We start from the raw sequence: 19759 nt of genomic DNA, 5'->3' as shown, positions 1-19759 counted from the left end.
CAAAACGAAGCGTACGACCTGTTCAGCCGGCGTCGCGCTCGGCTGCCGAAGGCCACGGCGGCAGGGGCGGCAGCCCGAGAGCCTTGCGTACGGGTCCGAACGACCGCCGGTGAGCAGCGCATGCGCCAAGCCTGGCGAGCGCATCATAATGAGCCGGCACCGGATAGCCCTTGTGATCCGCGAAGCCGTAGCCGGGGTGTCGCAGGTCGAGCGACCGCATGACGGCGTCGCGCTCGACTTTCGCGAGAATCGAGGCGGCGGCGATGCTGGCGGACTTGGCATCGCCCTTGATGATCGCCTGCTGAGGGATGTCGAGTTGCTTCAACCGCTTCGCATCGATCAGCAAGTGCTGCGGCGTCAGCCCTAGCCCCCGGACCGCGCGTTGCATGGCCTGGATGCCTGCCCAATAGATGTTGATCGCGTCGATCTCCTCGACCTCGACGAACGTCACACACCAACTCTCTGCCTTCTCCTTGATCTCCTTCGCGAGTTCTTCGCGAGCCGCCGCATCAAGCTTTTTCGAGTCGTCGATCCCGAGTATCCGCGTTCCCGGTTTCAGGATCACGGCGCCGGCCGAGACCGGCCCGGCGAGAGGGCTCATTCCGGCCTCGTCCACACCTGCCACGGCTTGATGGCCGCTGTCCCAGAGAGAGGTCTCGAAGCGAAGCATCTTGCGGAGGCGCTGCCCCTCGGACCTGTTTTCAAAGCGCCGTTTATCGATTGCAGCCAGGATGGCCCGGGCTCCCGCGCGGCTGTCGGCCCGCAAGATCTGCTCGACGCTGGCCTCGAGCGGTCTTTTCTCGATGACATAGCGCTGACGCAAGACATCAAGTGAATATAGGGACATCGCGGCCTTGGTGGAGACTGACTGTGTGGGAGCGTGTCAATGAACTTTGTGGCGATTGTCTGAACTTAAGCCAGCTTCATCGGCTGCGCAGCGTCTTGTCGAATGGAACCGGCCGGCTCTCATCCGAGGTCTCGGATATTTGCGCTGCAACCTAGTCTCTGGCGCATCCACCCAGCTCAGAGCGGAACCAACTGGTATCTTCATCCTTTGAGAAAGAGCGGAGCCTCGATCCCCAGGGTGCTTCCGAGGGATAGGCCGATGCTCCGACAGACCAGCAACGAAGAACAGATACTGGATCGCACCGCCGAGGTCGCGGCCACCATCGCGGAAGAAGGCCTTCGCTACGTCAGCGACTCCACGCCTGGGTACACGCGCAAACGGACCGGAACCACCTTCAGCTACTACGACAAGGACGGCAGGCGCATCACCGATGCCACGATCATCCGACGCATCAAATCAATCGGAATCCCGCCGGCCTACGAATCCGTGTGGATCTGCCCATCGCCGAACGGCCACATCCAGGCGACCGGGCTCGATGCGCGGGGCCGCAAGCAATACCGCTACCATCCGAAGTGGCGAGAACTCCGCGACCAGAATAAATACGAGCACATCATCCAGTTCGCTGCCGCGCTGCCCGCTCTGCGGGAGCGGGTCGCCGCCGACATGAAGCGAGACGGACTGCCCCGCGAGAAGGTGCTGGCCACAATCGTTAGTCTTCTGGAGAAGACATTGATCCGAGTCGGCAACGCCGAGTACGCCGAGAAGAACAAGTCCTACGGGCTAACAACCATGCGCCGCAAGCACGTCGCGGTCGGCCGCGGCGTGCTTCGGTTCGACTTCACGGGCAAGTCCGGCAAGCAATGGAAGCTCCGAGTGGAGGATAAGCGAATAGCCGCGATAGTGAAGCGCTGCGCGGAGATACCGGGACACGAACTCTTTAAATACCTGGATGACGACGGACAGCCGCGCACCGTCGATTCCGGCGACGTCAACGCCTACATCAAGGACATTACGGGCGAGGACTTCAGCGCGAAGGATTTCCGCACTTGGGCCGGGACGGTTTTGGCAGCGTTGGCCCTCGCCGAATTCAAAAGGTACGATAGCCAGGCCGAGGCGAAGCGCAACGTAGTAGCTGCGATCGAGAGCGTCTCGAAGCAGCTCGGCAACACACCGGCAATCTGTCGCAAGTGCTACGTGCATCCGGAAGTCCTGGACGCCTATATGTCCGGTGACCTCGTGAAGATGATTGAAGCCAAGATCGCGCAGAAGTTCAAGCGCCAGTATGGCAACCTCACCTCCGACGAGATCATGGTGTTGGCGTTTCTCCGCAAGCGTCTCGATTCTCTGAAGGGCCGCGCCTAGCCTCGTGTGCTATTTCCGGACGCCCGGCTTCTCCTCGATGCTTCCGAGAACACCTCAAATGGCCGGTACTCTCGTTGGGGGCAGTCCTGCATCAATGTTGGGTGCGGGTCGGGGGCGACAGTAGTGGCGTGCGATATCGCGCGGGTGCTGGCCGAGGGCGAGTTCTACCGGTTCCTCATAAGGCCCGAGGATGACAGGAACGAAACGTGCGGAGGTGGCTTGGTCGCAAAAGGAGTGTCGACATGAAGCTCTCCCGACTTGCTCTGCTCGCCGCTGTTCTCGTTCCCGTGGCCGCGTTCGCCCAGGGTGGAGGTGGAGGTGGAGGCGGAGGCGGCGGCGGCGGATCCGCTGGTGGTGGTACGGGCGGCGGCCCCACGTCAGGTGCTGCAGGAACAGGCTCAACATCTGCGGGGGCAGGATCTGCCGGCACGGCTGCCAACGGGACGAACGGAAATGGGTCGTCCGCGACAGGGCCGACCGGGAGCCCGGGAAATGCGGCGATCGGCACCACCAACAACCAGACGACCGGCGACGCGGCAACGGGCCAACTCCCCGATCAACGCGCGGGGAATGGCAACGGGCTCAGCACGGGATCAACACCGGGAACAAATACGGCAGGCACGGCGGCCCCGTCAGGCGCTTCCGGCGGCCAACGCGCAGAACACTGCGCCTGCGGGCGGAATCGGAAAACCGACGACTACGAACGAACAGGACAGCGACGCCAAGATCGATCGAGAGAACAACCAGGCCGATAGGACAGTGGGGAAGATTTGCAAAAGTTGCTGAAAGTCTTTGCGTTAGCATCACTTGCCGTCGTAGCCGCGCTGGTTTTTGTTCATTCTGCAGAGGCCAGCAAACGACACAGCCATCGCTCGCCGACGCCAGCGGTCGAGCAACGACCGATGGATAGGTCAGTCGGCGCGCAGTCGCGCGATCCAGCAGACGTTGCCTTGGAGAAAAAGATCAAAAGCATCTGCCGAGGTTGTTAGTTCAGATCGGCAGAGGTCTCGTAGGTCCAATCAAGTAAGCGCACCTTGATGCCCGACACGTCAGGTGATCGCCAATGGCGAAAGGTCAATCCAAACATGCCCAATCGCGCGCAGCAGATTTTTGAGCCCCGCTTTCGCTTCGGGCTCGGCGGGGTTTCGCTCGGCAACGAGTTCAACAAGCACACCGACAAGGACGCCGAAAGCACGCTCGAAGCGGCCTGGGAGGTCGGGGTGCGCTACTTCGACGTTGCGCCATGGTACGGCTTCGGGCTGGCCGAGCGGCGGTTCGGACGGCTTCTCCACACCAAGAAGCGAGATGAATATCTGCTTTCGTCGAAAGTTGGGAAGCTGTTCAAGGCCTCGAAGAACAACCGGCATGCCGAGATTTATCCGCTCTCGGATTCGCCCAATGACGTCGTATTCGACTACACCGCCGACGGCGTGCGTCGCTCGATCGAGGATAGCCTCCAGCGGCTCGGCGTCGATAGCCTCGATGTAGCGTTCGTGCACGACATCTCTCCTGACTTCGCCTTCTTCCCGAACGGCTGGGAGGAGCAGTACGAGAGCGCCCGTAAAGGCGCCTTTCCGGCACTCTCAAAGATGCGCGACGAAGGAATCATTCGTGCATGGGGTATCGGTGTGAATACGCCCCTGCCGATCCTCAAGGTGATGGAAGATGCCGATCCGGACGTGTGCCTGTGCGCCCGGCAGTATTCGCTGATCGATCACGCCAGCGCCGTGCATGAACTCTTCCCGGCGGTTCGCAAGAGGGACATCTCCCTTGTGATCGGCTCCTCGCTTAATGCCGGGTTCATCTCCGGAAGCCCGCGCTACAACTACGGCAAGCAGAACTTCAAAATTCCAGCCGAGGCGATCGAAAAGCGCGAGAAGCTCCGCACTGTAGCAGCCCGATACGGCGTGGATCTGCGGACGGCGGCCCTGCAGTTTTCTGCAGCGGCGGACGTCGCCGTCGCGCTGGTGGTGGGGGCGCGCAGCGCTCAGCAGATCGAAGAGGACTGGAATTCATTGCAAGCTAAGATCCCGACGCCCTTCTGGGAAGATCTGAAGAGCGCAGGCTTGATCGAAGCGGGCGCCTCTATCCCTTCGCTATAACAACGGCCGCGGGCGAGGAGCGCAAGGCCTTGAAGCGAGCCTATAACGCAGATCAAGCTATCGAGCTGGAGCGACTGCTTCGCAGGCATTATTGGGAACGAGGCAATACAGGACGGGTTGGCTCTGTGACCTGTGGGTCCTCTCCTAAAAAACTACGCCTTAGAGGGGGCCTTTTCTTTTGGTTTCAGGCCTTGCACTGGTATCCACTATAGGCAGACAGCACGGGTCCTGCTACTTGCCGGTGAGCGACTTCATCGCCTCAAGAAGGCGTTCCAGTCTGAATGGTTTTTGGAGCATGATGCTCCCTGACACCGGGCGCGGGGCAGCGTGTGTGTAGCCGGTTACGTAGATGATTGGGACGTCCGGATTCGCCTCCCGGCATTTGATAGCGATATCCCAGCCAGACAGATTTCCAGCTAACCTGATGTCGGTGACGAGCAGCTCGGGTGCGGCCTCAGCACATAGCTGAACCGCACGCTCGCCGCTATCGGCTTCCATTACGTCGTGACCGTGCGCCTGCAGGATGTCTACGACCACATCCCGGATCAAGTCTTCGTCTTCGGCTACAAGAATCCGCAAGCTATCCTCCCGTCGCGCTCTTCGTCCACGACGTGAGGACACTGCGCAAGATCGCCGTTCGGCTGGTACAGAAAAGGGCCGCTGTGCCAGCTCGGTCAACAAGGTTGTGCACAGCAAGTCGGAGTTAGTGCCAGGGTTCCAATAATGCTGTCCCAGCTAAAGCGCCCATCATTCATCTTGTGGGCTCGGGATTGCCGTGGGCGGAATCTCGTCTTGGAAAGCGGCGAGGACCGCGGCGCCAACTGCGACAATCAGAGATCCTCCAATCGTCTGCCAATGGTTCGCGAGGCCCTGGAACCGCGGCGTTGATCAAGCCGGCTCGAGGGGCGCCTCGGCAACGTCCAGCAGCGCACCGAGGCCTTGCCGCAAGCGGCGTGTTGCGGTGTTCTCGGTCGCGAGACCAAACACCACAAGTGATCGTCCGGTCACCGCGTAAGCCTGTCCGAAGTCAAATGCGGGCATCTGCGCTTCTGGCTGATTGGTATCCACCAGCCCTAACCAACTTCGTCCCTCGGCGACGGCCGGCAGAGTGAAATTCACGACATCATAATGGGCATTGTAGACGAGCAGCATGGTCGCGTCCGATCCGCGCCGCTTGATCCCGGTCTCCTGTGCGCGTCCGTCGAGTAACATGCCGAAGCATTTGGCGTTGCCGTCCTGCCATTGCTCTGTGGTCATCTCCTCGCCAGACGGCGAGAGCCATGTGACGTCATTGACGTCGAGCTCTTCATTGTGGGTTCCTACCAAGAACCGGCTGCGATAGAGGATCGGGAAGGCCTTGCGGATCGCGATCAGCTTGCGCGCGAATTCACGAAGGTTGCGGCCGTTCCCTGTAATTCCCATCCAGTCGAGCCAGGTGGTTTCGTTGTCCTGAGCGTAAGCATTGTTGTTGCCTCGCTGTGTATGTCCGAACTCGTCTCCCGCGAGCAGCATTGGCGTGCCGTGGGACAGCAGCATCGTCGCGAGCATGTTTCGCTTCTGCCGTTCGCGCAGCGCCGTGATCGCCGGATCGTCCGTGGGTCCTTCGGCGCCGCAATTCCAGGAATGGTTGTTGCTGTGGCCATCGCGATTCTCTTCCCCGTTGGCCTCGTTGTGCTTGTCGTTGTAGGACACGAGATCATTGAGGTTGAAGCCGTCGTGAGCCGTGACAAAGTTGACACTGGCCCACGGCCGGCGCCCGCGCTTGTTGAACAGATCGCCGGACCCTGTGATGCGTTTGGCAAAATCGGCAAGGGTGCCCGGATCACCCTTCCAGAAGGCGCGGACAGTGTCCCTGAACTTGTCATTCCACTCGGCCCATCCCGGCGGAAACTGGCCGACCTGGTAACCGCCGGGGCCGATGTCCCAGGGCTCTGCGATCAGCTTGACGCTGGAGAGCACGGGATCCTGGCGGCAGGCGTCGAGGAAGCCGCCGCCTTCATCGAACCCATAAGGCTCGCGTGCCAGGATGGTGGCGAGATCGAAGCGAAAGCCGTCGACCCGCATCTCGGTGGCCCAATAGCGAAGCGAATCCGCAACCAGCTGCAGCACCCGCGGATGCGACAGATTTACGGTGTTTCCGGTGCCGGTATCGTTGATGTAGTAACGCTTCTGGTCCGGCAGTAGGCGGTAATAGCTGGCATTATCGATGCCCTTGAACGAGAGCGTCGGGCCCTGTTCGTTGCCTTCGGCAGTATGATTGTAGACCACGTCCAGGATGACCTCGATGCCGTGAGCGTGGAACTGGTTGACCATTTCCTTGAATTCGTTCGCGAACGGCGTCTTCAGGTACCGCGGCTCCGGGGCGAAGAACCCGATGGAATTGTAGCCCCAGTAGTTGCGCAGGCCTTTGTCCACCAGGTAGCTGTCATCGACGAAGGCATGGATCGGCAACAGCTCCGCGCTGGTGATTCCAAGCGAGCGCAGGTAACCGGGAATTTCCGAATGCGCGAGCCCTGAGAAGGTGCCGCGGTCTGCTTCGGGCACCAGGCGGGTGCAGCTGGGTAAAGCCCTTCACGTGCATCTCGTAGACGATCGTCCGTTCCCAGGGCACTTCGGGCTTACGCGCCGCACCCCAGGTGAACGCGGGGTCGATGACGCGGCACTTTTGCATCAATGGGGCGCTGTCGCGCTCGTCGTAAGACAGATCCTTGTCGGCGTGGCCGAGTTGGTAGCCGAACAGTTCCTGTCCCCAGCGCAGTTGCCCGACCAGCTGCTTGGCATAGGGATCGAGCACGAGCTTGTTGGGATTGAACCGGTGCCCTGCGTCGGGCTCGTAGGGACCGTGGACGCGATAGCCGTAGACCGTGCCCGGACGTGCCGAGGGCAGATAGCCATGCCAGACTTCGTCGGTGTATTCCGGCAGCTCGATCCGCTCGAGCTCGGTTTCACCCTCGTCGTCGAATAGGCAGAGCTCCACCCTGGTGGCGTGGGCCGAGAACAGTGCGAAGTTGACGCCAAGGCCGTCCCAGGTGGCGCCGAGCGGAAACGGCTTGCCTTCGGTGATGCGAGAGCGGCGCAGGCTCAAGGCCGCTCGCGTCAAGGCGTCGTCCGGACGCGCTTTCTGGTCCATATCTCCCCCTAAAGCAGTGCGGTCAGGACGCTGGCGCAGGCACGGCTACGTCCGAAGTTGCCGGCTCGGCGGCCGCAGCGGCGATAACGGCTGCGGCAGGCACATCCGCCGGCTTACGCGGAGCGCTGGCCCGCTGCTGGGCAGCTTCCTTGCTGATCGCGGCAATCGAGTTTCCGATCCGCCCGACGATGGCGGTGAGCTCGGCATCGGAAAGGCCAAGACGTTTTCTGACAAGCCGCATCTGAACGCGATCGGTCAGGTCGAGCTTGTTGCGGATGGGCTTGGGTGTCGAGCGGCGCATGGCAGCAACTCCTGTGTGTCATCGTAACCACCGCTCGCTGATTCCGTTCCGATGCGGCTCAAGGATGTCAGCCAGCAGTGGCGGCAGCGATGTCCAAACCGGCAGAAGGTATCAGCATCCCGATTTGGCTGTTACTTTCGAGGGCCGGGCGCACGTCCAGTTGCGGTATTTGCCGAAGTGCGGGTAACCGGCGATAGGCGGCCAGATAGTCCCTCGCCATTCGCTCTGCCGTGAACCGTTGTTCGAACCGCTTGCGAATCGCCGCTCGATCCAATGTCTCGACAGCGTTGGCCGCCGCGACCGCCTCCTCGACGGAATTAACGACAAATCCGCTCAGGCCGTGATCGATGATCTCAGGCACAGAGCCGTGGGCAAGGGCAATCACTGGCGTGCCGCACGCCATCGCCTCGATCATGACGAGACCGAAAGGCTCCGGCCAACAGATTGGAAAGAGCAGCGCACGCGCATTGCCAAGGAAATCGGCTTTCCGGAGTTCATTGATCTCGCCGATGAATTCGACATTCGGATGCGCCGCGATCATCGGCGCGATCACCTGCTCCCAATAGTGTTGATCTGCGGCATCGATCTTGGCCGCCATCTTCAGGGGCACGCCGGTCCTCGCGGCGATCTCGATCGCCTTGTCTGGTCCCTTTTCGGGGGAGATGCGCCCAAGGAACGCAAAATAGTCCCCTGACGGCGCTTGCCGATATGGCAGGATGTTCTCGGGCAATCCATGAAGCACGGTCCCGAGCCAGTTGACCGGGGGCATCGGGCGGCGTTGTGCGTCCGAAATCGAGACGAGCGGAGGTTCGGGGAAGGCGGAGTAGAACGGCTTCAAATCGGGCAGATCGAGACGTCCATGCAATGTCGTGACAATCCGTTCCGCATGGTGCCGCATCAAAGGATAGTGCAGATGATCGATGTGGAAGTGCAGGACGTCGAATTCGTTGGCTCGCCTGGCAACTTGATCCAGCATCATGACGTGATACGGCGTCATATCCTTCACCGAGCGATCGAGCCGCAGCGCCATTTTCGAGCAAGGCACCAGCTCCGCAGACGTGACAGAGTCTCCGCTCGCGAACAGCGTGACGTCATGCCCTTGGCGAACCAGCTCTTCGGTCAAATACGAGACAATGCGCTCGGTGCCTCCATAGAGCCGTGGCGGGCAGCTTTCCGCAAGCGGAGCGATTTGCGCGATTTTCATGGTCCGTGCTCGATATCTTTCTAGATCGATGATCGGTAAAGATCTGCGTATGTTTTCGCCGACTGCCTCCAGCTAAAGGCCTGCGCCATCGCAGCTCTGCGCATCTGGTCGAGCCTGTCCTTCATCCCGAAGGTCGAGAAGGCGCGGCAAAGACTGCCGAGAAAGCCTGGAGCCGACGCCCGATCGAACAGAAAGCCCGTCTCGCCATCGACAATCGTCTCCGCAAGACCGCCGGTGCGATGGCCGATCGGCAAAGAGCCGAAGCGTTGGGCATACATCTGGCTCAGGCCGCAAGGCTCGAAGCGCGACGGCATCAGCGTGAAATCGCTGCCGGCGAAAATCTTGCGCGCCTCGGCATCCTCGAAGCCAATCTTGACCGCAATCGATTGCGGGGCTCGCGCCTGCGCCTGCAGCAGGGCTTCCTCGAAGCGGGGTTCGCCCTTGCCGGAGACGACGATCTGGCCGCCCGCGTCGACGATCGCTTGCGCGCTCTCGATGACGAGATCGACGCCCTTCTGATGGACCAGGCGCGCGACGAGGGCGAACAGCGGACCGCGGGACACGGCCAGACCAAACTGGTCCCGGACATCGTCGGCGTTCATCGCGCGTTCCGCCCAATCGCCCGCCCCGAACGGTTGAAACAGCGACGAGCACGTGCGCGGATCCCAGCTCTCGTCGATCCCGTTCAGGATTCCGGACAGCTGATGGCGGTCGGCACGCTGCCGCAACAGTCCTTCGAGCCCGCATCCGAACTCGGCAGTGGTGATTTCGCGGGCATAGGTCTGGCTCACGGTCGTCAGGTGTGAGGCGTAGACGAGGCCGGCCTTGATGAAAGACAGGCGGTTGTAGAATTCCACGCCATCGATATTGAAGCTGGTCTCCGGAATGCCCAGCGGAGCGAGCGAACTCCGGTCAAAGACACCTTGATAGGCGAGATTGTGAATCGTGAAGACCGTCGGAATGTGGGCGTAATGCCATTCCAGATAGCCGGGGATCAGCGCGCATTGCCAATCGTTGGCGTGGACCAGATCGGCCTGCCAATCCTTGTCGACCAGGCCTCTGGCAAGCTGCGCGGCAGCGTAAGAGAAGGTCGCAAAACGAACGTTGTTGTCGGACCAGTCAGCGCCGCACCCATTGGCATAGGGCGTTCCCTCCCGCTCGTACAACTCCCGGCAACGAACGACATAATAGCTCAAGCCATCCGCGCTATGCCCAAGACCGACCTCGAACGCCGGAAGAGCGGCGAATGGCGGGCATCGGCCGATTGGCTGGAGGTCCTTGAGCCCGCGTAGAACCGCGGGATAGCCGGGAATGATGACGCGTACGTCAGCAAAACTGCGAAGGGCGCGTGGGAGAGCCGCCGATACGGCGGCAAGACCGCCTACTTGAACGAAGTCCGATACTTCGGGGGTCGCGAACAGGATACGCATCCCCTACGCCCGCCGGCCGAAGTGGTCTGAGCCAACCATCTTTTTGGATTCCAGATGCGCTATCCCAGTGAAGCGCCATCTGTAAATTCTGCGTCGCAGCAATCGTTCCACAAAGCTGCAATGGAGTACGTTTTTTTGTGCTTGGTGCAAAAGTGTACAGAAGCCTTAGGGCTGAGAGGCGGACGACGTAAGACTAGTCTTCCTGGCGAACGCCGCCGAGGAACGATCGCACCGACGCGAGCTTGTTCGTGCCTCGCATGCTTAAGCATTTGTACAGCGGTTGAGATGCCGCAAGGCCCCGCCAGAGCATGCTGTGGTGAACATCCAGCGTGAAAGGCAAGCATTTTGGGTCAGAGACAAGGAGCAGCCGGCCGGATCCGGCGCCACGGTCCGCAGATCGTGGAACATGGGGTCGTCTTCAATCTCTGGGCGCCATCCGCGCAATCGGTCGAATTGCTCGAGGCCAATCGACCGCCGTGTCGCATGCCACGCGACGGAGATGGTTGGTATCAAGTGTTGAGTCAAACCGCTCATGCAGGCACACGCTATCAGTTCAGAATCAATGAAGACCTGGTCGTCCCGGACTCTGCCTCATTCTTTCAGCCGGACGATGTCGGGGCCCCGAGCGAAGTCGTCGACACGGCGACGCTTCGGGACGCCATCCTCTATCCAGGGCGGTCCTGGGCGGAAACGGTGATCTATGAGCTGCACGTCGGCGCTTTCAGCCAGGAAGGGACCTATGCCGGCGTCGAGAGCAGGTTGCCTTATCTGCGCGATCTCGGCATTACGGCCATCGAGCTAATGCCGCTCAACGACGTTCCTGGCCGGCACAATTGGGGCTATGACGGCGTGCTGCTGAACGCTCCAAACGCGCGCTACGGCCGGCCACAGGATCTCAAGCGCCTTCTGCGGGCCGCTCACGCGCTCGACATCATGGTCTATCTCGACGTTGTTTATAACCATTTCGGACCGCAACTGAATTATCTGCACAGCTATGCGGAGAGTTTTTTCACGAGTCGTCATACGACCGGGTGGGGACCTGCGGTCAACCTGGAGGGGCGCGAGGGCGCGTTCGTCCGCGAGTTTCTGATTGAGAACGCACTGATGTGGCTGCGCGACTACGGCTTCGACGGCCTCCGCCTCGATGCCGTCCACGCGCTCAAGGACGATTCGGATCGGCACTTTCTCGTCGAGCTCGCGGAGACCGTGCGTCACGAATTGCCGGGCCGCCGCGTGCACCTGATGCTGGAGAACGAAGCGAACCAGGCCCGTCTACTTGAACGCCAGCAAGGCCATACGAGGTACTATGACGCGCAGTGGAGTGACGACTTTCACAACGCGCTGCATGTGCTTCTGACAGGAGAGGATGAAGGTTACTATCGTGCCTTTGCCGACAAGCCGCTGGCGCATCTCGCACGATCCTTGAGCGAGGGATTTGCATATCAGGGCGAAGTATTTCCGCTCCACAACGAACCGCGCGGCGAGCCGAGTGCTCATCTTCCGCCTGAAGCGACCATCTTCTTTGCGCAGAATCACGATCAGATCGGCAATCGTGCTCATGGGGAGCGATTGTCGAAACTGGTAAGTCCGGAAAAACTCACACAGGCTTTCGCCCTGGTTCTGCTGAGCCCCCACATTCCAATGATGTTCATGGGCGAGGAGGCGGCAGTCGATACCCCGTTTCTGTTCTTCGCAGATTGGTCCGGCGAGGCCGCCGAGCTGACGCGAGAAGGCCGTCGCAAGGAATTTGCGCACTTCAGGGCGTTCTCGACGCCTGAGCTGCGTGCTCAAATTCCTGATCCTTGTGACGAGCAAACTTTTCGCGCCTCGAAGCTGGATTGGTCCCACATCGACGGTTCTCCAACCAGTCTGAAAGTCCGGCGACTGACACAGCAGTTGCTGCAGATCCGTCGCCAAAAGATCGTCCCGCTGCTGCGGAGCGGGATTGTCTCCGCCGACAGCAGACTCCTCGGCAATGACAGTTCCGCTGGTGGGCTGGATGTCCGGTGGCGTACGAGATCTGGCAAAGCATTGCAGATCGTCACCAGTTTCGCCGACCATGAGCTGGACATGCCGGGCTTGGTCCAGGGGGAGACCTTGTGGCGTACGAGCGCTGCTGACAAAAAAGTGCTCCTGCCGAACGAGCTGGTCGTGAGGCTCGGCCACGAAGGCTGATGCCCTAAGCGAGGTTTTTGAGGCGAAACCGATCACGATAAAGGCTGCAACCCGGCTAGTTCGCCGGGAGGTCTGACGTCAGTCACCAGCAGATCCGCGCGCTCGTTCCCACATCAGGCCCTCGCATCCCGAACGCAAGGGAATGTGCGGCATCAGGCGCCGCTTCCTGTAAGCAAGCGAGACAGTTGTGTTGCGAGCCTGTCCTTTGTCAGCGGCTTTTGCAAAACCGCAAGGGGCTTTATGGATTCGGCTCGAGCCAGCGTCGATTGGTCGGTGTTCGCAGTCACGAAGATCGCCTCGATGCCGTAGAGCGATCGGATCTCCAGGGCGGCCGTGATCCCATCGACCGGCCCGACGAGTCGGATGTCCATTAGTACGACATCCGGTTTTTCCTCGCCGGCGATCCGGATGGCCTGCTCGGCGGAGACTGCGGTGCCGACCACCATATGGCCGAGCGACCTGACCTGCTCCTCGGCATCCAGAGCGATGAAGAACTCGTCCTCGACGATCAGCACCTTCAATCTGTTCGCGTCCACATTCACTCCTGCGCAGGCTTGGGCTCGTTTTATTGGACGACATGGTCAGCCGGTATGATAAGCTCCCACCGCACGCCCTGCGGGGTAAAATCCAGTTTTGAGGAGCCGTTCAGCGCCCGCGGAACGAGCTCGGTAATCACGCGATAGCCGAACCCTTCCTGCTCCATGTGCGGCGCCGGGCCTTCGTGTTCGCCCCATGTGAGCCGGGCCGCGCCGTTCTCCAGCGCCTCCCAGACCACGACCAGCCGTCCAGCCTCATTCGATAACGCACCGTATTTCGACGCGTTCGTCGCCAGCTCGTGGAGGGCAAAGCCCACGTTTTGAATCGCCGTCGTGTCCAGGAAGATGTCCGGCCCACTGGTTTGAGCGCGGGGCCCAGCGCCGAACGGTTCGAGGTGAGCATGCACGAGATCGCGCATCCAGGCTCCTCGCCAGTTCTGGCTGAGCAGGAGGTCCTGCGACTGCGCCAGTCCCAGAATCCGGCGGTCAAAACGGCCGATGAATTCGTCCACGGTGGCGCTCTCGCGCGCCGTCTGAAGCGCCATGCCCTTGACGACGGCAAGCTGGTTCTTGGCCCGGTGAACCAGTTCGCGCATGAGGAAATCGGAGTGCCGGGCGCGCTCCTTCAATTCCTTCGAGGCCTTTGCCAACGTCTCGATCAGAACATTCGCTTCGAGCAACGAGGTCGGGTTGACGGATACGTCCTCGCCTCGACCAACAGCTGCTGCCGCGTGAGTCGCTTCGTCGAGCGGCCGTGCCATCAGCCTGGCGAACAGATAGGCAAGAGACCCTCCGAGTATGAGCGCCAGCCCCACCAGCAACACGGCGAAGAAAAGGCTCCGGTCGTAGGGCTCCTGCGTGTGCGAGAGCGGCACGGTCGCGGACACGAACCAGGGTGCCCGCTCAGATTTGACGCTGGCGCGCAAGACGTGCTCTCCGGCAATATTGACGGCTGGATAGACGCGATCGGCGTTTTTCGTCTGTTCGAACAATTCAGCCGGCAGAGGTCTGCCGACATATTCGTCCTGCTGCTGGGACCGGGCAACGACAATGCCGTTGCTACCGGTCACGCCGGCGAGCCAGGCAGGGTCGAGCCTAACCTCCGCTAGGACGTCGGCGACGTATGCAGCTTGGAAGGACATGATCAGTACGTATCGCACGCGCTTCTCGTCGTCGAAGACTGGCACTTCGACGTTGAAGACCGGCAGACCGTTGACCGATCCCTTGAACAAGTTCGATATTTGAGGCTTTCCGGTATCTATGACCCGCTGCGCCGTGACCGGGTCGGACGTTGGCGGCAGCTCGGCTCCGAAGTCCTTGAGTGTGTCGACGAGTTGTCGATACGAAGTGTCGATCAGCACGATCGCGGCCTTCTTCGGCCTCAGCGCGAGGACAGCCTGCTGATGGAATGCGCTCAGATCTCCGCTCCGGAGCTCCGATGACGTCGCCAAGGTTTCGAGGGTCACCAGCGCCCTATCGAGCTCCCTGTCGACGACAAAGCGGATATTCTGAGCGATCTGCATGACGCGGCGCTCGATCTGCGATTGCTCGATGGCCGCCATCCGGTTCAGGCCAACGAAAGAGACGGCGAGCACAGGAAGGATCAGCGCGATGGCGAATAGGGTCAGGTAGGTCCGTACCCGCCGCGGGCGAGCGGTCGAACTCTCCGGCAAATGGTTCATCAGGGAGCCACCAGTGCGCGGACCAGGAAAGTCACCCTGCTGCCGTTCCGCTGCGACGCGCCAATTCGAAAACCGCTATCTGGCCTATATGTCATTTTGCCCCCGGCGGGAGCCAAACGCCTAGCCGAGTTCCAAGTTCCAATGTCCGGCGCGTGCCCACTGTCGATCGAACGAAGGAGACCAAAGTCGGCTATCGCAAAACTTAGTCGTCAGCTGGTGAAGCGGGGGGCCGGGTTGGGGGGCAATTCGGCCATTGACGTGGATCCGATCCCAGACCGCCGCGGCGCGCACATTGGTTACCTGCTTCCAGCCATCAATCGCCCAAGGCAGGCGTTGAATGCCTGGGTATTTCCCCCGGCACCATTCCGGCCATACTCCCATTTTCCGGTGGAAGCATCACAGCGCCCGCCGATTTCCAGCGCGCACCGCTGACTAATGCTGGTACAGCGGCCGCGGGCCGAAGAGCGCCGTTCGCCGGGTTTGGAATCAATTGCCTCTGGTCTAGCGGCCAGGGGGCGCTCGGGTTTTCGCGCTGGCGTCTTGCCGCTTTGAATGCACTCGCCCTTCTCACTGAGAGCCAGTCCGCCCCCGCACGTGCGCCTGACGCAGTGATCGCCGATTGGTTCAAAACCGCGCTCGCAAACTTTCGGGCAGACGCGGTCGCGCCTGGCCTTGATGGCGTCGAGCAGGTCCAGGCTGGCAAACTTGGTATCGAATTTCGTCCCTGCAAACTTGTTGAAGTTTGAAACTGATTGCTGCGACGTAGCGCTCCAGTCGTCATCTGATGTTGCGGTCAAGCAGCCAACGCGGCGCAGCTCCTGCTGCACCAAATTCTTGATCTCCTCTGCCGAGCGCTCAGGTTGACTTGTTGACGGTGGAAGTGCGGCCACCTTCTGCTCGTCGAACTTGGCAACGCTCTGTTCAGCCGCGGCTTCCATCTCCTTCCGCTTTCGTTCGGCTGCTGCCGCCTTCGCTTCCACCGCCAGCTGCAATTTCTCGGCAGCGACGCGGTCGTCCTCGGCGGCCTTAGCTGCGGCCTCCGCTTTGTCTTGCTCGGTCTTCCTGGTTTGGTCGGCCGCGAGCCGAGCCTTCTCCTCTTCGGCAATCCGGGCTCTTTCAGCAGCCGTTGCGCGCGTCTCCTCGGCGGCGATTCGATCCAACTGTCCCTGAGCGAGGCTGGCGTAAAAGCCGTCGGGATATTGAGCGAGAAACGCAGCCCAGACCGCTCGGGTCCCGACCTGGAGCGCCAGCTCATAGTCCCGCCGAGCGGCAGACTGCGGATCGGCCTGCTGCGGTGCACCTGCGGACATTGCTGGCACCAATGAAACATCTTCGCCCCCGAGAGAGCCATAGACGTAGGGCTCCTGCTTGTAGCCGGTTTTCTTAAGGACATCGTCTCGCACAAATCCAAATGCCTTACGCAAGTCGAGACCGGGCGTCGGAAGCCGCTCAACTATGGCCGCTGCAAATGGACTGTTCTTCGAATCGCCGTCCGATGCCGTTGATCCCGCCTTTGCGGCGAAGGCGATCATTGTGTTCGGACTCGTTGGCTCGACCTTCGCAAGGCCGCGCCCGATCGCCCGGGAGGCCACGGTCCGCTTCATGGTCTTGGCGAATGGGTTGTCGCGACAGGCGTCAAGGATAATCAGACGTAGCTGTCTGGCAGGCTCGACGGCGAACAGCGCACGATCTAGCGCCACGGTCTCGTCTAAGACATCACTGTCGGTCTCCAGCGCGGCGTCGGTGGGGATCAGATAATTGACTCCGTCGAGCTCGATACCATGACCAGCGTAGTAGACAACCGCGATATCGGCCTCGCGCGCCCGAGCACCAAAATCGCGCAAGGCCTTCCGCATCTCGATAGCGTTGAGATCCGTCCTGATGTCGACGGACTCGAACCCGGCCTTCTTGAGCATGTCGCCGACCAGAGCGGCATCGTTCACGGGATTGACCAGCCGTGGCACGCTCTTGTACGCGGAGTTGCCGAGCACCAGCGCAACTCTATGCGCCTGAGCCGAACCTAAGCTGAGCCAGGACAGGGAAAAAAGAAGGAGATAACACAGCCGAACGGTATGCATATCTGGTCCAAATCGTCGTCCCACCACAATATTCGGAGTGCCACCCAAGACAAGTGCGGCGGCTTGACTTGGTGACTGAAACAAATGTTAGGCGGCCTCCATCGGGCGTGCCTGCTGGGATTGCGGACCAGTCCGGAGAGGACGACGCGAGGGGGCAGCCCGGCGCTCTGCGGCAAGCACCCATTGTAAGTGTAGGCAGGGGCCCGCTTCAGGGAGGCGGTGGGCCTAGAATCGTGAGACAGGGTTGGTGAACGAAAAACGCCGCCAACTGGGGCGGCGTCGAAAATGGGCGTGGTAAGTTACTTACCAGCCGTGATGCCGCCAGCCGTAGTGATGGCCGCGACCTCTACCCCATCCGTAGTGATGACCACGTCCGCCGTGATGGCCCCAGCCGTGTCCGCCGCCATGACCATGGCCTCCTTTGACTTGGATAACACCGCTGTTCGAGGTCCCCAGCGCACTTGGAGACGCTATGGGCATTGCTGACGCTGACAGTATTGAAGATAGAAAGAGAATGCTGACAGCAGACCCGGTGAAAAGTAGTCGGTTCATCGTATTCCCTCCAAGGCGACACCACCCGTCGACCGAAACAGTCAAATGGGAGAGGCTCCTGAAGTTCCGGGGCAGAGCGGCATTGATGCCTTTCCAGGCGAATGCCAGCTTTCTTATCTCCCGCAGAATCCCGATCTGGCGTGTGGCATTAACCTCATTCTGCGAGATCGGGCGGTCCAGGATTCCCGTGCTTGCCATTTGGTTGTGAGTCGCCTCCATGAACAGAGACGGCTCCCCGCACTCCGCGCGACAGCGTTCTCATCTCCGCGACTCGGGAAAATCAGGCAGCTGATCGGGCCGTTTTCCGGAACCTTGCCGTCATTCGTAAGTTCTCGCATGCCGCATATGACGGCGAGGAGAACCAACAAAATGAACAAGCTTCTACTGACGACCGCGATGGTCGCGCTGATCTCGACGGGCGCGATGGCGCAGTCCACGGTCGTCACCACGACCGGCACGGGTCACACCGCTGCCGTGCAGATCGAGCCGGAATATCGCACAAAGATCCGCACTTTCGTCACCGAACACAAGGTCCGTCCCGTTGAGACGCGCGAGAAGATCGTCGTCGGTCAACCGGTGCCCCGCGAAGTCGAACTCGAGGCGGTGCCTGCCGACTGGGGTCCCTCGCTGACCAAGTACCGCTATGTTTACTCGGGCGAGCGCGTGATGCTGGTCGATCCGTCGACCCGCACGGTCGTCCAGGAGATCGACTAAGCCCTCCAGTGGCGGGTCGCTGAAAGCAGCCCCCGTCACTCCAATCCTTTCCCGCCCATACCCGATTTCTCCTTTGCGAGCGGCCGTTCATGCCGATCATTCGTTATTTCGTCTTCGTCGGCGGGCTGCTGTTGGCGCTGCTCTTCGCTGCGGATTCGTATCTGCCGGCGCCGGCCGAGCGGGCGGGCCGGTCCGAGCCAGACAGAACCATCATCCGGATCGCCTCAGCGAGAAGCCTCCCGGAGAAGATCGTGTTCGACACCCGCGCTCGCACCGATTTGCCCGCAATCGCCAAGGCCGAACCACCTGCTGAAGAACCTCAGCAGCAAGTGCGCGAAGCCATGGCTGCGGTGCCTGCAACGCCTGCCGCCGAGCCGAAGAAAGAGACGCCTGTGCGCGCAGCCGCAGCGACCCGCCCCCATCCGAAGCGCTCGGCAAAGCTACACAAAAGAACTCCCGACCGGCGTCTCGCCTTGGAGCGGCCCGACCCCTTTGCCAGCGGATGGTGGTGAGGAATGCCGGTGCGAGATGCTGTTTGTCGCGCGTCTGAACGGGGGATGGCGGATCACGGACAAGGGGCGGGCCGTGCTCGAATACGTGGAGGCCAAGTCCGCTGAGATGCAGACGGGCGGCGCTGCGCCCGGGGCGGAATCTTCAGTGTCAACGCAAGCGTCACCGCTTCTTGTGGCCAGACGAACGGGCCGCAGCCGAAGGCTGCAGCGCCGGCGAGCAGCGCGCGAGCGCGCTCGAGACAGGGCGTGCTAAGCTCGTTCTGTCCGCAGGATCATTTGGGCCAGTCGTCGCCGCGACGAAGCCAGTCTTGAGGAGCGCAACAGGAGGAAAGGATCGGCGCGTTCGTCCGCACGAAGCAAACGAAGCTTCTCGGCGCTGGTCGGTTGCCCGCCCCGTGGGCCGCAGTTCGGGCTCCACAAAACAAAACGGCCCGCTCGTGGATCCGAGCTGGCCGTTTGCCGTCGAGATTGCAATCAGTGCGTGTGAATCAGGAAGTATCCGGCGCCGCCGACGAAGATGACGGCGGGAACCGCCCACAGCAAAAGTACGGGCATGATCTTCTCCTCTATATATGCAAGCAGATTTGACGGGCCTTACGGCCGAGCACCCTGATTACTGTTCGGTGCAGACCTTCGTGGTCTTCACGGCGGACTCGGCTTCCGTCTTGGTTTTGTAGATGCCGTCGCCCACGACCGTGGTGGTCGTCGTTGTCGGCTTGCTGTCCACGACGGTGCACTTCTTGGTGCTCGCATCGCGCACGATATAGAACTCGGCCGCGCTCGCCGCCTGGGTACCCAGCGCAAAGGCGGCGAGAGCGCCGCATGCGATCAGTTTCTTCATGATGTCCTCTCCTCCAGTAGCTTCTAAGTAGTCACTGCCAACGGCGCGCGGGGCGCGAAAGTTCCCTTTCTTCCCGATGCAGAGTGCTGTCATGTTTTTGCATGTGCCAGGACAAGGAAGAAAGCGACCATCGCCAACTCCTGTTCGGAAGCCCGATGTGCGTCTGCACGTAGGTGCCACCAAGCTTGGTGGTGTTGCGTCCCGAACAGAAACCGTGGCGCGACTAACATATGTTATAAGCTGAGGGATTTGCCGTTAATTCCCGAAACACCAAATGTCTTTACGGGTCCTTC

14 protein-coding genes and 1 pseudogene are annotated in these 19759 nt (G+C 61.0%); 5 read left to right on the top strand and 10 right to left on the bottom strand.

Features of this window, described 5'->3' with window-relative positions:
- Positions 1 to 22: 22 nt before the first annotated feature.
- The gene (locus tag ACVW16_RS11190; protein ID WP_456699286.1) at positions 23 to 847 is read right to left on the bottom strand and encodes a ribonuclease HII; all 825 of its coding nucleotides are present in this window, start codon (positions 845 to 847) and stop codon (positions 23 to 25) included.
- Positions 848 to 949: 102 nt separating this feature from the next.
- Here ACVW16_RS11190 and ACVW16_RS11185 point away from each other — a divergent pair, with 102 nt between their 5' ends.
- Both ACVW16_RS11185 and ACVW16_RS11180 read left to right on the top strand, forming a co-directional pair.
- Complete coding sequence (locus ACVW16_RS11185) at positions 950 to 2209, top strand: DNA topoisomerase IB (RefSeq protein WP_456738806.1); 1260 nt, start codon at positions 950 to 952, stop codon at positions 2207 to 2209.
- Positions 2210 to 3246: 1037 nt separating this feature from the next.
- Complete coding sequence (locus ACVW16_RS11180) at positions 3247 to 4311, top strand: aldo/keto reductase (protein WP_456699284.1); 1065 nt, start codon at positions 3247 to 3249, stop codon at positions 4309 to 4311.
- 231 nt (positions 4312 to 4542) lie between these two features.
- On the opposite strand, the gene ACVW16_RS11175 is transcribed toward ACVW16_RS11180, so the two are convergent.
- The 5 genes and pseudogenes from ACVW16_RS11175 to glgA form a co-directional block, all read right to left on the bottom strand.
- The gene (locus tag ACVW16_RS11175) at positions 4543 to 4890 is read right to left on the bottom strand and encodes a response regulator (RefSeq protein ID WP_456699283.1); all 348 of its coding nucleotides are present in this window, start codon (positions 4888 to 4890) and stop codon (positions 4543 to 4545) included.
- Between the two features lie 309 nt (positions 4891 to 5199).
- Positions 5200 to 7441 (bottom strand): annotated as a pseudogene (gene glgX / locus ACVW16_RS11170) (glycogen debranching protein GlgX).
- A 22-nt stretch (positions 7442 to 7463) separates the two neighbouring features.
- Positions 7464 to 7742, bottom strand: a complete 279-nt coding sequence (locus ACVW16_RS11165) for a DUF3606 domain-containing protein (RefSeq protein WP_456699281.1) — start codon at positions 7740 to 7742, stop codon at positions 7464 to 7466.
- A gap of 67 nt (positions 7743 to 7809) precedes the next feature.
- Positions 7810 to 8946, bottom strand: a complete 1137-nt coding sequence (locus ACVW16_RS11160) for a glycosyltransferase family 4 protein (protein WP_456736150.1) — start codon at positions 8944 to 8946, stop codon at positions 7810 to 7812.
- 20 nt (positions 8947 to 8966) lie between these two features.
- Positions 8967 to 10376, bottom strand: a complete 1410-nt coding sequence (gene glgA, locus ACVW16_RS11155) for a glycogen synthase GlgA (RefSeq protein ID WP_456736149.1) — start codon at positions 10374 to 10376, stop codon at positions 8967 to 8969.
- Positions 10377 to 10775: 399 nt separating this feature from the next.
- Between glgA and treZ the strand changes: the two genes are divergently transcribed.
- Positions 10776 to 12551: a malto-oligosyltrehalose trehalohydrolase gene (gene treZ / locus ACVW16_RS11150; RefSeq protein ID WP_456738804.1), complete on the top strand. Its 1776-nt coding sequence runs from the start codon at positions 10776 to 10778 to the stop codon at positions 12549 to 12551.
- Positions 12552 to 12703: 152 nt separating this feature from the next.
- Here the strand turns inward: treZ and ACVW16_RS11145 are convergent, their stop codons facing one another.
- From ACVW16_RS11145 to ACVW16_RS11135, 3 genes are all read right to left on the bottom strand, one after another.
- On the bottom strand, positions 12704 to 13066 hold the full coding sequence (locus tag ACVW16_RS11145; protein WP_456738227.1) for a response regulator: 363 nt from the start codon (positions 13064 to 13066) through the stop codon (positions 12704 to 12706).
- 50 nt (positions 13067 to 13116) lie between these two features.
- The gene (locus ACVW16_RS11140; protein WP_456699277.1) at positions 13117 to 14769 is read right to left on the bottom strand and encodes a sensor histidine kinase; all 1653 of its coding nucleotides are present in this window, start codon (positions 14767 to 14769) and stop codon (positions 13117 to 13119) included.
- Positions 14770 to 15065: 296 nt separating this feature from the next.
- On the bottom strand, positions 15066 to 16847 hold the full coding sequence (locus ACVW16_RS11135; protein ID WP_456736147.1) for a caspase family protein: 1782 nt from the start codon (positions 16845 to 16847) through the stop codon (positions 15066 to 15068).
- Between the two features lie 921 nt (positions 16848 to 17768).
- On the opposite strand from ACVW16_RS11135, the gene ACVW16_RS11130 reads away from it, so the two are divergent.
- Complete coding sequence (locus tag ACVW16_RS11130; protein WP_456736146.1) at positions 17769 to 18113, top strand: DUF1236 domain-containing protein; 345 nt, start codon at positions 17769 to 17771, stop codon at positions 18111 to 18113.
- A gap of 89 nt (positions 18114 to 18202) precedes the next feature.
- A complete protein-coding gene (locus ACVW16_RS11125; protein WP_456736145.1) occupies positions 18203 to 18625 on the top strand; it encodes a hypothetical protein in 423 nt (140 codons plus the stop codon).
- Positions 18626 to 19238: 613 nt separating this feature from the next.
- Here ACVW16_RS11125 and ACVW16_RS11120 read toward each other — a convergent pair.
- Entirely contained in the window at positions 19239 to 19466 is a 228-nt protein-coding gene (locus tag ACVW16_RS11120) for a hypothetical protein (protein ID WP_456699273.1), read from the bottom strand.
- Positions 19467 to 19759 lie beyond the last annotated feature (293 nt).

It is taken from the genome of Bradyrhizobium sp. USDA 4474 (genome assembly GCF_054057515.1).
The sequence above is the reverse complement of the archived record's forward strand: the minus strand, read 5'-3'. Positions and strand labels throughout refer to the sequence as shown.

Bases quoted from the DNA above. Each gene is read 5' to 3' on its own strand.
- ACVW16_RS11180 (WP_456699284.1), top strand. From the start codon at position 3,247: ATGCCCGACACGTCAGGTGATCGCCAATGGCGAAAGGTCAATCCAAAC.
- ACVW16_RS11120 (WP_456699273.1), bottom strand. From the start codon at position 19,466: ATGAAGAAACTGATCGCATGCGGCGCTCTCGCCGCCTTTGCGCTGGGT.
- ACVW16_RS11160 (WP_456736150.1), bottom strand. From the start codon at position 8,946: ATGAAAATCGCGCAAATCGCTCCGCTTGCGGAAAGCTGCCCGCCACGG.
- ACVW16_RS11185 (WP_456738806.1), top strand. From the start codon at position 950: ATGGAACCGGCCGGCTCTCATCCGAGGTCTCGGATATTTGCGCTGCAA.
- ACVW16_RS11190 (WP_456699286.1), bottom strand. From the start codon at position 847: ATGTCCCTATATTCACTTGATGTCTTGCGTCAGCGCTATGTCATCGAG.
- ACVW16_RS11130 (WP_456736146.1), top strand. From the start codon at position 17,769: ATGAACAAGCTTCTACTGACGACCGCGATGGTCGCGCTGATCTCGACG.
- ACVW16_RS11165 (WP_456699281.1), bottom strand. From the start codon at position 7,742: ATGCGCCGCTCGACACCCAAGCCCATCCGCAACAAGCTCGACCTGACC.
- ACVW16_RS11140 (WP_456699277.1), bottom strand. From the start codon at position 14,769: ATGAACCATTTGCCGGAGAGTTCGACCGCTCGCCCGCGGCGGGTACGG.
- ACVW16_RS11135 (WP_456736147.1), bottom strand. From the start codon at position 16,847: ATGCATACCGTTCGGCTGTGTTATCTCCTTCTTTTTTCCCTGTCCTGG.
- glgA (WP_456736149.1), bottom strand. From the start codon at position 10,376: ATGCGTATCCTGTTCGCGACCCCCGAAGTATCGGACTTCGTTCAAGTA.
- ACVW16_RS11125 (WP_456736145.1), top strand. From the start codon at position 18,203: ATGCCGATCATTCGTTATTTCGTCTTCGTCGGCGGGCTGCTGTTGGCG.